Here is a 13,353-nt window from a genome sequence, read left to right as displayed (position 1 = left end):
TTTTAATGTCTAATTTAAAAGAAATAAAAAGAAAAATTAAAAGTGTTCATAATACTCAAAAAACCACAAATGCAATGAAACTTGTTTCTACTGCAAAGTTAAAAAAAGCCGAAGAAGTTGCAAGTAGAGCAAAAATTTATGCTCAAAAAATTGAACAAATGTTAAGTGAGATATCATTTGAAATTAATAAAATTGCATATGATGAAAATGATTCAAGATTCAAATTTTTTTGTCAAAAAAACCCTATAAAAACCTCTGATATTATTTTCATAACAGCAGATAAAGGTCTTTGTGGTGGTTTTAATATTAAAACTATTAAAGCTGTTAATCATATTTTAAATGATTATAAAAATAAAAATATTAATGTTAGACTAAGAGCTATCGGTAAAACTGGAATTGAATACTTCAACTTCCAAGGAAAAAAACTTTCCAAAAAATATCTTGGCTTAAGCTCAAGTCCAGATTATGAAAAAGCGTCACTTGTAATTAAAGATGTTGTAGAAGATTATTTAAATGGCTTAACTGATGAAGTTATATTGATTCATAATGGATATAAAAATATGATTACTCAAGAATTATTCATTAATCATCTTATTCCAGTTGAACCCTCCAAAGATCTTGATATAGGCTCTAACTCTCTTATAGATTTAGAACCTGAAAATACAGATCTTTTAGAAAATTTATTAAAAACTTATTTTGAATATAATATGTATTATGCATTAATTGATTCCTTAGCAGCAGAACATAGTGCTAGAATGCAAGCAATGGATAATGCGACAAATAATGCAAAAACAAAAGTAAAACAACTTAATTTAGCTTACAATAAAGCAAGACAAGAGTCAATTACTACCGAGCTGATTGAAATTATCAGTGGTGTTGAGTCAATGAAATAGAATTGAAGGAGAATTAATATAATGCAAGGATTTATTTCACAAGTTTTAGGACCTGTTGTTGATATTGATTTCAATGAATACTTACCTAAAATTAATGAAGCGATACTAGTTAATTTTGAAAATGAAGGAAAAAAACAAAAACTTATTTTAGAAGTTGCTGCACATTTAGGAGATAATAGAGTGAGAACTATTGCTATGGATATGACAGATGGTCTTGTAAGAGGACTTGAAGTTAAAGCTTTAGGAAGTCCTATTAGTGTTCCTGTCGGAGAAAAAGTTTTAGGAAGAATTTTTAATGTAACCGGTGATTTAATTGATGAAGGAGAAGAAGTTCATTTTGACAAAAAATGGTCTATACATAGAGACCCTCCTGCTTTTGAAGAACAAAGCACAAAAAGTGAAATTTTTGAAACTGGAATTAAAGTTGTTGATTTATTAGCACCATATGCAAAAGGTGGAAAAGTAGGACTCTTTGGAGGAGCTGGGGTAGGAAAAACTGTTATTATAATGGAACTTATTCATAATGTTGCCTTTAAACATAGTGGTTATTCTGTATTTGCAGGAGTTGGAGAAAGAACTCGTGAAGGAAATGACCTATATAATGAAATGAAAGAAAGCAATGTATTAGATAAAGTTGCTTTATGTTATGGACAAATGAATGAACCGCCAGGAGCGAGAAATCGTATAGCCTTAACAGGTCTTACTATGGCGGAATATTTTAGAGATGAAATGGGTCTTGATGTTTTAATGTTTATTGATAATATTTTTAGATTCTCGCAATCAGGATCTGAAATGTCAGCACTTTTAGGAAGAATTCCTTCTGCTGTAGGTTATCAACCGACTTTAGCAAGTGAAATGGGAAAATTCCAAGAAAGAATTACCTCAACAAAAAAAGGATCTATTACTTCAGTTCAAGCTGTTTATGTTCCAGCTGATGACTTAACAGATCCTGCTCCTGCAACTGTTTTTGCTCATTTAGATGCTACAACTGTTTTAAATAGATCTATAGCTGAAAAAGGAATCTATCCTGCTGTTGATCCACTTGACTCTACTTCTAGAATGTTAGATCCTCAAATCATAGGCAAAGAACATTATGAAGTTGCACGCGGTGTTCAATCTGTTCTTCAAAAATATAAAGATTTGCAAGACATCATTGCTATTTTAGGTATGGATGAACTCAGCGAAGAAGATAAACTTATCGTTGAAAGAGCAAGAAAAATCGAAAAATTCTTATCACAACCATTCTTTGTTGCTGAAGTTTTCACAGGAAGTCCTGGAAAATATGTCACACTTGAAGAAACGATAGCAGGATTTAAAGGGATTTTGGAAGGCAAATATGATCATTTACCAGAAAATGCTTTTTATATGGTCGGAAATATAGAAGAAGCAATTGCAAAAGCAGATAAACTCAAAGGTTAAATTTATGGATGATTTAATCAATTTTGAAATTATAACTCCGTTAGGTTTAATTTATAAAGATCAGATCAAATCTGTTACTCTTCCTGGAAGTGAAGGTGAATTTGGTGTTTTAAAAGGACATGCTTGTTTAATTTCATCATTAAAATCTGGGATAATCGATATTGAAAAAAAAGATTTAAACCATGAATTGATAGCTATAAATGAAGGCTATAGCGAAATAAATGAAACCAAAGTTTGTGTTTTAGCCAAAGATGCTATTTGGATAAGCGGAGATAATCAAAGTGAAATTGAAAAAAATCTTACAAAAGCTAAAGAACTTATAAAATCTGCAAGCTCTGATAATGCTGCCTTGGCTGCAACATTATCAAAACTAGATAACAAAGGCTAACACTTATGAATTTTGAATCTATTTTTCATTTTTTTAATAATTCTAGCATAATCACTTATATTGTTTTAATATGGCTTTCTCTGTATTTTATTCTGTCTTTTTCTATACTTTTTTCAAGAATTACCAATTTAAATATTTGGAAAATTAAAGAACAAAAAAGTTTAGAAATCCTCTTAACAGGTGAAAAAGATCTTAGCAAAACAGATTCTATATTAAGAAAATGCACAGAATATAGCCAAAATCACTTAGAAATTTATAAAAATTTAGCCCAAAAAAAATCTTCAATTGGATTAACTTGGCTTAGTATTATAGCCTCTACTTCTCCTTTTATAGGACTTTTTGGAACTGTGATTTCTATACTTGAAACATTTGGTGGACTTGGTACACAAAATTCTCTCAGTATTATTGCTCCTAAAATTAGTGAAGCTTTAATCGCTACAGGATGTGGAATTTTAGTAGCTATTCCCGCTTATACTTTTCACTTAATCATCAAAAGAAGAGCTTATGAAGTTATAAATATTATTGATAGTGAAATCAAAATTTTAAACTCAAATAGAGAATGAAATGACTTTTGATAACGATAAACCAGAACTTAATATTACTCCTTTAGTTGACATTATGCTTGTTTTACTTGCCATTTTAATGGTAACTGCCCCTTCTATAAGTTATGAAGAAAAAATAAATTTACCACAAGGCTCTCAAAAAACAACAAGTTCTCCAACTATTAAAAGCTTGGTTGTAAGCATTAATGCAAAAAAAGAAATTTTTATCAATCAAAAAAAATTCGATTTTATAAGTTTTGCAGATAATCTAACTCAAATGCGAAATGAATTCAACACTCAAGATCCAGTTTTTATAAGGGCTGATAAAAGTTTAAAATATGATGATGTGATCTTTGTGTTAAGAAATATTAAAAATATTGGTTTTACTAAAGTTGCCCTACAAACTGAATAGATATGAAAAACTACGGTCTTGGTAATCTTAATTCTTTTCTTTTAGCTTTAATAGTTTATTTTTTAGTTATTCTAATTGTTTTTTTTAGAATAACAGCTTTTAAAGATCCAAGTATTAAATACACTGATTTAGAAGATAGTTTTATTGATATAGAATTAACTCAAAGCTCAAATAAAATTGCGAATTCAGATATAAATAAAGAAGTAGATATTGCCAAACTTTTTGAAAAAACTACAAATAAATTTGTTCAAACTGAAAATATTGACCAAAAAGAAACAAATTTTAATGATTTGTTTGGAAATGTTAAAGATATTCAGGATGAAAAAACAACAAAAGTCCAATCATCTGCTAAACCAAATATTCAAAATAACTCAAGTGATAAAAATGCCTCGCAATTAGTAAAAAATTTAGAAAATACTCTTCTTACTCAAAATAGCAATACTGACAGCATACAAATTCAACGCACAGGAATTTATGATGAATTTTTAGGCAAAATTACACGCATTATAGAAGAACGCTGGAAATTAAATAAATCGCAAGGAAATCTTAGCGTTAGAGTAAAAATTTTTATAGATAGTAATGGAAAATTTGGCTATACTTCTGTGGAAAAAAGTAATGATATAGCATTTGATAAAAAAGTAATGGATTTTTTAGAAAATTTACAAGGCAAATTCATAGCTTATCCTCCGAAAAATCAAAGTATCAATATTACAATGAATTTAAGCGATGAATTAATTGAAATTAAACAATAAATGGAGAAATACAATGAATAAACTTTTTTTTATTTTTTTAGTTTTATTTACCTCACTTTGGGCCGAAGATCCTATTATTGATGTAATTAACAAAGATATTGCTTTACCAAAAATTATCGTAAAAGATAAATCAAATTTAAGTGATGAAAACTTAAAAAGAAATTTCTATAATATCCTTGTTAATGATTTAAAAGTAAGTTCAAATTTTGAAATTGTTAATAACGGCAATGAATCAACAAACTATATTTTTGAATATTCTTTATCAAAAAACACTAATAACCTAGATCTTAATGTTAAAATTAAAATCGGCAATATAGAAAAATCAAATAAAAATTATTCATCTTCTATAGAACAATATCCTTTTTTAGCGCATAAAAGCGTTAAAGATTCTGTTAATGCTTTAGGTCTTGCACCAGTTGATTGGATGGATCATAAAATTTTAATCTCAAGAACAAATAGTTCCAAAAAAAGTCAAATCATTATGGCAGATTATACTTTAACCTATCAAAAAATAATAATAGAAGGGGGATTAAATTTATTTCCAAAATGGGGAAACAAAGAACAAACCTTATTTTATTATACAGCTTATGATTCAGATATGCCAACTCTTTATTCTTATAATCTAAAAAATAATCGTGCAACAAAAATATTATCAAGTGAAGGTATGGTTGTTGCAAGTGATGTAAGTACAGATGGAAGCAAACTTCTTGTTACTATGGCTCCTAAAGATCAACCTGATATATATTTATATGACCTAAACAACAAAAAACTAGAAAAATTGACAAATTATTCAGGTATTGATGTAAATGGCAATTTTATTGGGAATGATGACTCTAAAATTGTTTATGTTTCAGATCGTTTAGGATATCCAAATATTTTCATACAAACATTAGGAAGCAATATCGCAGAACAAGTAGTTTTTCATGGAAAAAACAATTCTTCAGTTTCAACCTATAAAGACTTTTTAGTTTATTCAAGCAGAGAGCCAAATCAATTTGGCGTTTTTAATATTTATCTTATGTCAATCAAGAGTGATTATATTAGACAATTAACCGCTAATGGTAAAAATTTATTTCCAAGATTTTCAAGTGATGGAGGAAGTGTTGTTTTTATCAAATATTTAGGATCTCAAAGTGCATTAGGAGTAATAAGAGTAAATGCAAATAAAGCTTTTTATTTTCCATTAAAACTAGGAAAAATTCAGTCAATTGACTGGTAAATATAATGTTGAAATAATTTAAATTTTTAGATATAATCTAATGAATTTATTAATTTTTGAAAGGTTATAAAATGAAAAAAATTCTTTTAACTTCGATTGCCGCTTTTGCAGTAATCATTAGTGGCTGTAGCACAAAAAGCACCACTGTAGAGAGTGATAGTTCTGTTGATTCTAAACCAGGTAGCGGAAGTAGTGATACTTTTGAAAGTATTGATAGTAAAATCAATAGATTAAATGACACTTTAAATAAAGTTTATTTTGACTTTGATAAATTCAATATTAGATCTGATATGCAGTCAGTAATTCAAGATAATGCAAATATTTTCAATACTGAAGTAAGTGGTGTTAGCATAACAGTTGAAGGAAACTGTGACGAGTGGGGAACAGATGAATATAATCAAGCTTTAGGTTTAAAAAGAGCTAAAGCTGTAAAAGAAGCTTTAGTTTCTCAAGGTGTAAATGCAGATAGAATTTCTATTAAAAGCTACGGAGAAACTAACCCTGCATGTACAGAAAAAACAAAAGCTTGCGATGCACAAAACAGACGTGCAGAATTTAAATTAGCAAAATAAATATAATGAAAAAAATATTATCAGTAGCTCTTTTAATAGGGGCTACTTTTGTTTATGCAGAGAATTCTGCTTTTAGCGCAGGTAATTTTGCAAATGATTCTTCCTATGGCTTAACACAAAATGAAAAAACAATCAAACAAAAGCTTGATACTTTAAACAACAATTATTCCGAAGTTAATGCAAGAATAAATGAAGCAAATGAAAGAATAGAGGGATTGCAAAGCACCATTGAAGGTATCAATTCACAATATACAAAAATAAATTCTCGTCTCAATCAATCAGAACAATACTACGAAAATTTAGAAAATAATTTCACACAAGAAATCAATAATTTAAAATCATATGTAGAAGAAAGTAGAAAAATTCAAGAAAGCAATAATAAGCAATTTAAAAAAGTTTTAGCAGAATTAAGCACTTTAGTTGATTCCATTAATGCAGATTATGTTTCAAAAAAAGAAATGGAAAAAAATTATAACAATATTAATTCGCAAAAAGACATCAATACAAGTGTTATAGAAAATAACCAGAGTTCTAAGTCAGCCTTAGAAGAACAAAAACAAAAAATAATACATGATGAAAGTTGGAAAAAAGAAAATCATAGCAAAATTTTAGATCTTGCTATTTTAGACTTAAATCAAAATAAATTTGAAGAAATGAAGCTTAAATTAAACTATCTACTTCAAAAACATTACAAACCAGCTAGAGTTAATTTTTACTTTGGTGAAATAGAATACAAACAAAAAAATTATAATAATGCAATTGTTTTCTATAAAAAAAGCTCAGCCATAAGCACCAAAGGAGACTATTTTCCTAAGCTACTTTATCATACAGCTATTTCTTTGGATAAAATTGGAGATCCTAAAACAGCAAATAGTTTTTACAAAGCTTTAAAAACTAATTATCCTAATTCACCTGAAGCAAAAGCTTCGCCAAATCGTAAATAAGGAGGAAAAAATGGCCATTGAAAAAAATAATGTTGTTTCTATGTTTTATGAACTAAAAGATGCTAATACAAATGAGGTTTTAGAATCAAATCTTTACGCTCAACCTATTTCTTTTATACTTGGAAAAGGACAAATTTTAGATTCTTTAGAAGAAGAAATTGCGAAATTAGACTGTCCTTCTAATACAGAAATTCTTATTAAAAAAGACAAAGCTTTAGGAGAATACGATGCAAACGCTATCCAAACCTTACCGAAAGAACAATTTGCTGGTATTGATCTTAAAATAGGAATGGAGCTTTTTGGAGAAGGCGAAAATGGGGAAAATGTTCGCGTTAGTGTTAAGGATATAAAAGAAGACAGTGTTACTATTGATTATAATCATCCATATGCTGGACGTGATTTACTTTTTTCTCTTAATCTTGTTGATGTAAGACCAGCAAGCGAAGATGAAATTCTTACAGGAATTATTGCAGGAAGCCATAGTTGCGGTTGTGGAAATAATCATGAACATAAACATCATCATGAACATAAAGGCGGTGGATGCTGCGGTGGTCATGGTGGGTGTGGTTGCCATTAATATGAATTATACATTTATTTTTCCAGGTCAAGGCTCTCAAAGTCTTGGCATGGGTAAAGACTTCTACGAAAATTCTAAAAGCGCCAAAGAGCTTTTAGATCATGCGAGCGATTTTTTAAAAATTAATTTTAAACATCTTTTATTTGAAGAAAACGATGATTTAAACAAGAGTCAGTTCACTCAACCTGCAATACTTTTAACTTCTTTAATGGCTTATAATACCTTAAATGAATTAGAACCGAATTTAAAAGCAAAAATTTCTTTAGGACATTCTTTAGGTGAATTTTCTGCTTTAGCTATAAGCGATGGGCTTGATTTTCTTGAAGCACTCAAACTTGTACACCAAAGAGGGCTTTTCATGCAAGAAGATTGTGCCAAGATTGAAGCAGGTATGATGGTTGTTCTAGGTCTTGATGATGAAAGCATAGAAAAACTATGCGAAAAAGCAAGAGTTGAAAATAAGCAAATTTTTGCTGCAAACTATAATTGCGAAGGACAAATCGTTATAGCTGGATTAAAAGCTGATTTATTAAGTTATGAAAATGAATTTAAAAATGCTGGGGCTAAAAGAGCTATGCTTTTAAATATGAGTGTAGCAAGTCATTGTCCTCTTTTAGAAAATGCTTCTTTAAAACTTTATAAAGAACTCGAAAAAGTTTTAAAACCAAATTTTCAAACAATTATCTCAAATGTAAACGCCAAACCTTACTCAAGTAAAGAAGAAGCCTTAAATTTGCTAAAAGCTCAACTTGTATTTCCTGTGCTTTATAAACAAAGTATAAAAACGATAGAAAATGAAACTTCTTATTTTATAGAATTTGGCTCTAAAATTTTACAAGGACTTAATAAAAAAATCACCACTAAACCGACTTATTCTCTAACCAACCTTAATGAAATAGAAACTTTTTTAAAGGAAATAAAATCATGAAAATAGCGATTTTAGGCGCAATGGAAGAAGAAATAACACCTTTACTTGAAATTTTAAAAGATTACAATAGTATAAAATATGCTAATAATATTTATTACACAGCAAATTACAAAAATCATGAATTAATTTTAGCTTATTCTAAAATAGGCAAAGTAAATTCAACTCTAAGTGCAAGCATAATGATAGAAAAATTTAAAGCCCAAGCTTTACTTTTTACAGGAGTTGCTGGTGCTTTTAATCCCGAGCTTGAAATAGGCGATTTGCTTTATGCAACAAAACTTGTTCAATATGATTTAGATATTACTGCTTTTGGCCATCCTTTAGGTTTTGTTCCAGGAAATGAAATTTTTATTAAAACTAATGAAAAATTAAATAATATTGCCCTAGAAGTAGCTAAAGAATTAAATATAAAATTAAAAGCAGGCATTATCGCAACTGGCGATGAATTTATTTGTGATGAAGCAAAAAAAGCAAAAATTAAAGAAATTTTTAATGCTGATGCTTGCGAAATGGAAGGAGCAAGCGTAGCTTTGGTTTGTGATGCTTTAAATACACCTTGTTTTATTTTAAGAGCAATGAGTGATAAAGCCGGAGAAAAAGCTGAATTTGATTTTGATGAATTTGTTGTTAATTCTGCCAAAATTTCAGCTAATTTTGTGCTTAAAATGTGCGAAAAACTATGATAAATCTTAGCAAAAAACTCATCCGTCAAGTAGCTAAAGCCAATGCTAAATTTAGTCTTATCAATGAAGGCGATAGAGTTCTTTTAGGCTTAAGTGGAGGAAAAGATTCTTTAGCCTTGGCTCATCTTTTAAAGCGCATGCAAGCTCACGCTCCTTTTAAATTTGAACTTAAGGCTGTCACTCTAAGTTATGGAATGGGCGAAGATTACTCTCGTTTAAATCATCATTGCAAAGAGCATGGTATTGATCATAGCATTCTTGATTCTAATATTTATGAAGTTTCTGAAGATGCTATAAGAAAAAATTCTAGTTTTTGTAGTTATTTTTCAAGAATGCGTCGAGGAGCTTTATACACTTATGCTTTAGAAAATAATTTTAACAAACTTGCCATAGCTCATCATTTAGATGATGCAGCTGAAAGCTTTTTTATGAATTTTATCCATAATGGGGCTTTAAGAACTTTGGCACCAATTTATAAAAGTAAACGTGGCATTATAGTAATACGCCCTTTAATCTTTGTAAGAGAAAGACAGCTTAGAGAAAATGCTTTACAAAATGAACTTGAAGTTATTGGCAATGAATTTTGTCCTGGTATGAAATTAAGCGAAAGAAATGTTAAATTCCCTCATGCAAGAGAAGAAGCAAAACAAATCTTAGCTAATTTAGAAAAAGATTATCCTAAGCTTTTTACAAGTCTAAAAACTGCATTTGAAAATTTACATACAGAGAGTTTCTGGCTTCAAAACATATGAAAAAAGCTTTTGTGCTTATAGACTATCAAAATGATTTCGTTACAGGAAGCTTAGGGTTTGAAAAAGCTTTAAAAATAGAAAATAAAATTTTAAATTTATTAGATAATATTGACTTTAATAATACAGATTTACTAATCACTTTTGATACACATGATAGCAATTATTTAAATTCTAATGAGGGAAAATTAATACCTATAAAACATTGCATTCAAAATACACCAGGGTGGCAAATGCCTACAAATTTACAAAAATATATACCAAAAGCCAAAAAAATATTTTATAAAAATACTTTTGGAAGTTTAGAGCTTGCAAATTTTATTAGCAAAAGCGAATATAAAGAACTTTATTTTTGCGGACTTGTATCGCATATTTGTGTTTTTTGTAATATCATTTTAGCTTTTAGTGCAAAACCTGATGCAAAAATATTTTTATATAAAGAAGCCAGTGCTAGTTTCGATACAAATTTAGAAAACTCCTCTTTTAACCTTTTAAAAACATATGGAATTAAAATAATATAGGTTTAAGTCAATGATCATGCTTATAATAATTTTAATCGTGATTATTTTTATCTTAGTTTTTAAAATAAATAATCAAAACAAAATCAATAAAAATTTAAAGCGAATTATTTTAAAACAAATCCAAAAAGAAAAAAATAAAAAAATTAAGAATCAATTTTTCTTAGAAAAAAAGAAACAAGAAGAAAAAATATCAGAATACAAAAAAAGCAAAGAATATAAGCTTGATTTAGTTAAAAAATGCAGTATTTTCAGTAAAGATAAGCTTATGGGTATTGGAGAATTTTTAATTTATAAGGAATTGATTTTTTGCGAAGATATTAAAAATAACTTTATAGTTTTTCCTCAAATCTCTTTAAAAAGCTTTTTAAAAGATGACAAAGAGGATGAAGTTTGGAAAGCATATTCTGATTTAGTAGTTGATTTTTTATTTGTTATCAAAGATTTTAAAAATAAATCCACAAAGCCATTTGCTGTTTTAGAATTTCAAGGTGGTGGACACTATGGAGATAAATCAGATATCATTCAAATGGAAAAAATTAAAAAAAACGATGAAATCAAAAAAGAAGTAATTTTAAAAGCAAAACTTCATTTTTATGTTTTAGAAGGGGCTCAAGTTTATCAAGATAATTCTTATTTTATTGATGATTTAAAACTAAAAAAAGAAATCAAAAAAATTGCAGATTCGCTTTATTTAAAATACAAAGATTTAATTTAGCTTATGCAGGGTTTTATTTTACATACTCAAAAAATTAAAGATGAGGATTTGATCGTTTATATTTTAAGTGCTAAAGCCTTACTTAAAACCTATCGCTTTTATGGGCTTAGACATTCAAGTATTTTAAATGGATATAAAATCGATTTTTCTCTAGATGAAAATCCCAACTTTTTACCACGTCTTAAAGATGTTATGCATCTTAGTTTTACTTGGATTTTACAAAGAGAAAAAATGTTTTTATGGCAAGAATTTATACGTCTTTTTTACCAGCATTTAAGGGGTATAGAAGAGCTTGATTCTTTTTATTTTGAACTTTTAAATGAAAGTGCCATAAAATTTTTAAAACAAAATCCAAAACGTGTAATTATAGATGCTTATATAAAAATATTGGAATTTGAAGGCAGACTTCATAAAAATTTTATCTGTTTTTCTTGCGAGGAACCGATAAAAAATGAAATTACACTTTTAAGAGCTTTTTTGCCCTCTCATCATTATTGTGCTTTAGGCTATTCATTTAATCAAAAAAAACTTGAAGAATTTTATAAATATAAAAATTCTAGTATTTTTAATGACGAAGAGATAGAAAAAATTTATTCTATTATCAAAGAAGGATTTTAAAATGATAATTTGTGATGAAAATGTTGATTTTTTAGAAAAAATTGCCCAAAAAATAAGTTCTAAAGATGTTGAACTTATTTTTTTAAACAATGAACAAATGCGTAATTTAAATTTAGAACAAAGAGGGATCGATAAAAGCACTGATGTGCTTTCTTTTCCACTTGTAGATATAGCTAAAAATTTACCCCTAGGATCCATAGTAATAAATACTGAATTAGCCAAAGAAAAAGCAAAAGAATTCAATCACACTTATGAAGAAGAAATAAGCTTACTTTTTATCCACGCCATGCTTCACTTAATAGGTTTTGATCACGAAATAGACAAGGGAGAGATGAGAGAGAAAGAAAAAGAATTAATCAATTTTTTCAAACTCCCAAAGTCTTTGATAGTGAGGAATGATGGGTAAAAATTTATTGATTTATTGGCTCAAATATTTAAAAGATTTATACTAAAAAATCATCGCTTTTACAAGTATTACAATTTTAAAAAACTAAAAACACTGCTAATGATTGCTTGTTCAATTGTTAATCTATTAAATTATCATCTAAATCTGAGACTGAACATTTTTATTTATTTTATTCTCTGGCTTTTTCTCATTAATTCCTTTATGCTGGCAACTAATTTATATTAAAGAAATTCCACAACTTAAATAAATTTTGGTTACATTTTATTCAAATTATGGATACAAGCAATATAATAAACATTTAATTTAGAGCATTTATATAAAATTCCAATTAAAGATTTAAGATAACTATTTAAATTTAAAATTTTACACAATTCTATTAAGCTAAAATATTTTATAAATTTTATTTTAAACCTTATTAAGATAAATAAAACCAAAAACAATGAAAATTGTTATAAATTTTCAAATTCTAAATATTTTTTAACAAAGTTTTAATAAGAAAATAATTTTAATCATAAAATTTGGAAATCAATTGTTTTAAGAATTACAAATGGTGCGGATGAAAGGACTTGAACCTTCACGCATTGCTGCACCAGATCCTAAGTCTGGCGTGTCTGCCAATTTCACCACATCCGCAAAAGTGGTACGCTCAAGAGGATTCGAACCTCTGACCTACGGCTTAGAAGGCCGTTGCTCTATCCAGCTGAGCTATGAACGCATATAGTAAGAAGTGGTGGTGCGCCCGATAGGAATCGAACCCATAACCTACAGATCCGAAGTCTGTCGCTCTATCCAGTTGAGCTACGAGCGCTTAGTGGGGTGAGTGATGGGAATTGAACCCACGACCCTCAGGACCACAATCTGATGCTCTAACCGACTGAGCTACACTCACCATTTTTTATAAATATTTATAAAAATGGTCGGGGTGAAAGGATTCGAACCTTCGGCCCCTTGGTCCCAAACCAAGTGCGCTAACCAGACTGCGCTACACCCCGAGTTAAAAAGCTAACATTCTAGC

17 protein-coding genes and 5 tRNA genes are annotated in these 13,353 nt (G+C 28.6%); 17 read left to right on the top strand and 5 right to left on the bottom strand.

Translation table 11 applies throughout. The features are described from left to right. The first annotated feature begins 5 nt into the window (after positions 1-5). From atpG to ybeY, 17 genes are all read left to right on the top strand, one after another. Positions 6-893, top strand: coding sequence for an ATP synthase F1 subunit gamma (gene atpG, locus CNZW441b_RS00570; protein WP_131164029.1), 888 nt, complete (start codon positions 6-8; stop codon positions 891-893). Between the two features lie 21 nt (positions 894-914). Next, the gene (gene atpD / locus CNZW441b_RS00565) at positions 915-2,312 is read left to right on the top strand and encodes a F0F1 ATP synthase subunit beta (protein ID WP_131164028.1); all 1,398 of its coding nucleotides are present in this window, start codon (positions 915-917) and stop codon (positions 2,310-2,312) included. 4 nt (positions 2,313-2,316) lie between these two features. After that, the gene (atpC, locus tag CNZW441b_RS00560) at positions 2,317-2,700 is read left to right on the top strand and encodes an ATP synthase F1 subunit epsilon (RefSeq protein WP_131165768.1); all 384 of its coding nucleotides are present in this window, start codon (positions 2,317-2,319) and stop codon (positions 2,698-2,700) included. A 5-nt stretch (positions 2,701-2,705) separates the two neighbouring features. Continuing rightward, the gene (locus CNZW441b_RS00555) at positions 2,706-3,263 is read left to right on the top strand and encodes a MotA/TolQ/ExbB proton channel family protein (protein WP_131164026.1); all 558 of its coding nucleotides are present in this window, start codon (positions 2,706-2,708) and stop codon (positions 3,261-3,263) included. Between the two features lies 1 nt (position 3,264). Next, complete coding sequence (locus tag CNZW441b_RS00550; RefSeq protein WP_131165769.1) at positions 3,265-3,654, top strand: ExbD/TolR family protein; 390 nt, start codon at positions 3,265-3,267, stop codon at positions 3,652-3,654. Positions 3,655-3,656: 2 nt separating this feature from the next. After that, positions 3,657-4,406 (top strand): TonB C-terminal domain-containing protein, encoded by a 750-nt coding sequence (locus CNZW441b_RS00545; protein ID WP_131165770.1) that lies wholly within the window; start codon positions 3,657-3,659, stop codon positions 4,404-4,406. A gap of 13 nt (positions 4,407-4,419) precedes the next feature. Continuing rightward, entirely contained in the window at positions 4,420-5,625 is a 1,206-nt protein-coding gene (gene tolB, locus CNZW441b_RS00540) for a Tol-Pal system protein TolB (protein ID WP_131164023.1), read from the top strand. Positions 5,626-5,696: 71 nt separating this feature from the next. After that, entirely contained in the window at positions 5,697-6,197 is a 501-nt protein-coding gene (pal, locus tag CNZW441b_RS00535) for a peptidoglycan-associated lipoprotein Pal (protein ID WP_216681409.1), read from the top strand. A gap of 5 nt (positions 6,198-6,202) precedes the next feature. Beyond that, positions 6,203-7,141 carry a tetratricopeptide repeat protein gene (locus CNZW441b_RS00530; RefSeq protein WP_131165771.1) on the top strand — a complete coding sequence of 313 codons (939 nt, stop codon included), beginning with the start codon at positions 6,203-6,205 and terminating at the stop codon, positions 7,139-7,141. A gap of 10 nt (positions 7,142-7,151) precedes the next feature. Beyond that, positions 7,152-7,718 carry an FKBP-type peptidyl-prolyl cis-trans isomerase gene (locus tag CNZW441b_RS00525; protein ID WP_131165772.1) on the top strand — a complete coding sequence of 189 codons (567 nt, stop codon included), beginning with the start codon at positions 7,152-7,154 and terminating at the stop codon, positions 7,716-7,718. 1 nt (position 7,719) lies between these two features. Then, positions 7,720-8,646, top strand: a complete 927-nt coding sequence (gene fabD / locus CNZW441b_RS00520) for an ACP S-malonyltransferase (RefSeq protein ID WP_131165784.1) — start codon at positions 7,720-7,722, stop codon at positions 8,644-8,646. Further along, entirely contained in the window at positions 8,640-9,329 is a 690-nt protein-coding gene (locus CNZW441b_RS00515; RefSeq protein WP_200218056.1) for a 5'-methylthioadenosine/adenosylhomocysteine nucleosidase, read from the top strand. The genes fabD and CNZW441b_RS00515 overlap by 7 nt, the downstream gene beginning before the upstream one ends. Further along, complete coding sequence (locus CNZW441b_RS00510; protein WP_131165774.1) at positions 9,326-10,081, top strand: tRNA 2-thiocytidine biosynthesis TtcA family protein; 756 nt, start codon at positions 9,326-9,328, stop codon at positions 10,079-10,081. The genes CNZW441b_RS00515 and CNZW441b_RS00510 overlap by 4 nt, the downstream gene beginning before the upstream one ends. Next, positions 10,078-10,599 (top strand): cysteine hydrolase family protein, encoded by a 522-nt coding sequence (locus tag CNZW441b_RS00505; RefSeq protein WP_131165775.1) that lies wholly within the window; start codon positions 10,078-10,080, stop codon positions 10,597-10,599. The genes CNZW441b_RS00510 and CNZW441b_RS00505 overlap by 4 nt, the downstream gene beginning before the upstream one ends. A 10-nt stretch (positions 10,600-10,609) precedes the next feature. Continuing rightward, positions 10,610-11,314: a DUF2726 domain-containing protein gene (locus CNZW441b_RS00500; RefSeq protein WP_131165776.1), complete on the top strand. Its 705-nt coding sequence runs from the start codon at positions 10,610-10,612 to the stop codon at positions 11,312-11,314. A gap of 3 nt (positions 11,315-11,317) precedes the next feature. Then, positions 11,318-11,932, top strand: a complete 615-nt coding sequence (recO, locus tag CNZW441b_RS00495) for a recombination protein RecO (protein ID WP_131165777.1) — start codon at positions 11,318-11,320, stop codon at positions 11,930-11,932. Between the two features lies 1 nt (position 11,933). Continuing rightward, positions 11,934-12,338 (top strand): rRNA maturation RNase YbeY, encoded by a 405-nt coding sequence (ybeY, locus tag CNZW441b_RS00490; protein WP_131164013.1) that lies wholly within the window; start codon positions 11,934-11,936, stop codon positions 12,336-12,338. Positions 12,339-12,886: 548 nt separating this feature from the next. Here the strand turns inward: ybeY and CNZW441b_RS00485 are convergent. The 5 genes from CNZW441b_RS00485 to CNZW441b_RS00465 form a co-directional block, all read right to left on the bottom strand. Beyond that, a tRNA-Leu gene (locus CNZW441b_RS00485) sits at positions 12,887-12,971 on the bottom strand. Positions 12,972-12,976: 5 nt separating this feature from the next. After that, positions 12,977-13,053 (bottom strand) — tRNA-Arg (locus CNZW441b_RS00480). A 16-nt stretch (positions 13,054-13,069) separates the two neighbouring features. Then, positions 13,070-13,146: transfer RNA gene (locus CNZW441b_RS00475), tRNA-Arg, on the bottom strand. A 4-nt stretch (positions 13,147-13,150) separates the two neighbouring features. Further along, positions 13,151-13,227: transfer RNA gene (locus tag CNZW441b_RS00470), tRNA-His, on the bottom strand. 25 nt (positions 13,228-13,252) lie between these two features. Further along, positions 13,253-13,330, bottom strand: a tRNA-Pro gene (locus CNZW441b_RS00465). Positions 13,331-13,353: the final 23 nt, after the last annotated feature.

Origin of the sequence: Campylobacter novaezeelandiae (genome assembly GCF_018968685.1) — a bacterium.
Lineage (GTDB): Bacteria > Campylobacterota > Campylobacteria > Campylobacterales > Campylobacteraceae > Campylobacter_D > Campylobacter_D novaezeelandiae.
Note: the sequence above shows the minus strand (reverse complement) of the source record. Positions and strands in the feature narration are given on the sequence as shown.

Coding starts and splice junctions, on each gene's coding strand:
- atpG (WP_131164029.1), top strand. CDS start 6: ATGTCTAATTTAAAAGAAATAAAAAGAAAAATTAAAAGTGTTCATAAT.
- atpD (WP_131164028.1), top strand. CDS start 915: ATGCAAGGATTTATTTCACAAGTTTTAGGACCTGTTGTTGATATTGAT.
- atpC (WP_131165768.1), top strand. CDS start 2,317: ATGGATGATTTAATCAATTTTGAAATTATAACTCCGTTAGGTTTAATT.
- CNZW441b_RS00555 (WP_131164026.1), top strand. CDS start 2,706: ATGAATTTTGAATCTATTTTTCATTTTTTTAATAATTCTAGCATAATC.
- CNZW441b_RS00550 (WP_131165769.1), top strand. CDS start 3,265: ATGACTTTTGATAACGATAAACCAGAACTTAATATTACTCCTTTAGTT.
- CNZW441b_RS00545 (WP_131165770.1), top strand. CDS start 3,657: ATGAAAAACTACGGTCTTGGTAATCTTAATTCTTTTCTTTTAGCTTTA.
- tolB (WP_131164023.1), top strand. CDS start 4,420: ATGAATAAACTTTTTTTTATTTTTTTAGTTTTATTTACCTCACTTTGG.
- pal (WP_216681409.1), top strand. CDS start 5,697: ATGAAAAAAATTCTTTTAACTTCGATTGCCGCTTTTGCAGTAATCATT.
- CNZW441b_RS00530 (WP_131165771.1), top strand. CDS start 6,203: ATGAAAAAAATATTATCAGTAGCTCTTTTAATAGGGGCTACTTTTGTT.
- CNZW441b_RS00525 (WP_131165772.1), top strand. CDS start 7,152: ATGGCCATTGAAAAAAATAATGTTGTTTCTATGTTTTATGAACTAAAA.
- fabD (WP_131165784.1), top strand. CDS start 7,720: ATGAATTATACATTTATTTTTCCAGGTCAAGGCTCTCAAAGTCTTGGC.
- CNZW441b_RS00510 (WP_131165774.1), top strand. CDS start 9,326: ATGATAAATCTTAGCAAAAAACTCATCCGTCAAGTAGCTAAAGCCAAT.
- CNZW441b_RS00505 (WP_131165775.1), top strand. CDS start 10,078: ATGAAAAAAGCTTTTGTGCTTATAGACTATCAAAATGATTTCGTTACA.
- CNZW441b_RS00500 (WP_131165776.1), top strand. CDS start 10,610: ATGATCATGCTTATAATAATTTTAATCGTGATTATTTTTATCTTAGTT.
- recO (WP_131165777.1), top strand. CDS start 11,318: ATGCAGGGTTTTATTTTACATACTCAAAAAATTAAAGATGAGGATTTG.
- ybeY (WP_131164013.1), top strand. CDS start 11,934: ATGATAATTTGTGATGAAAATGTTGATTTTTTAGAAAAAATTGCCCAA.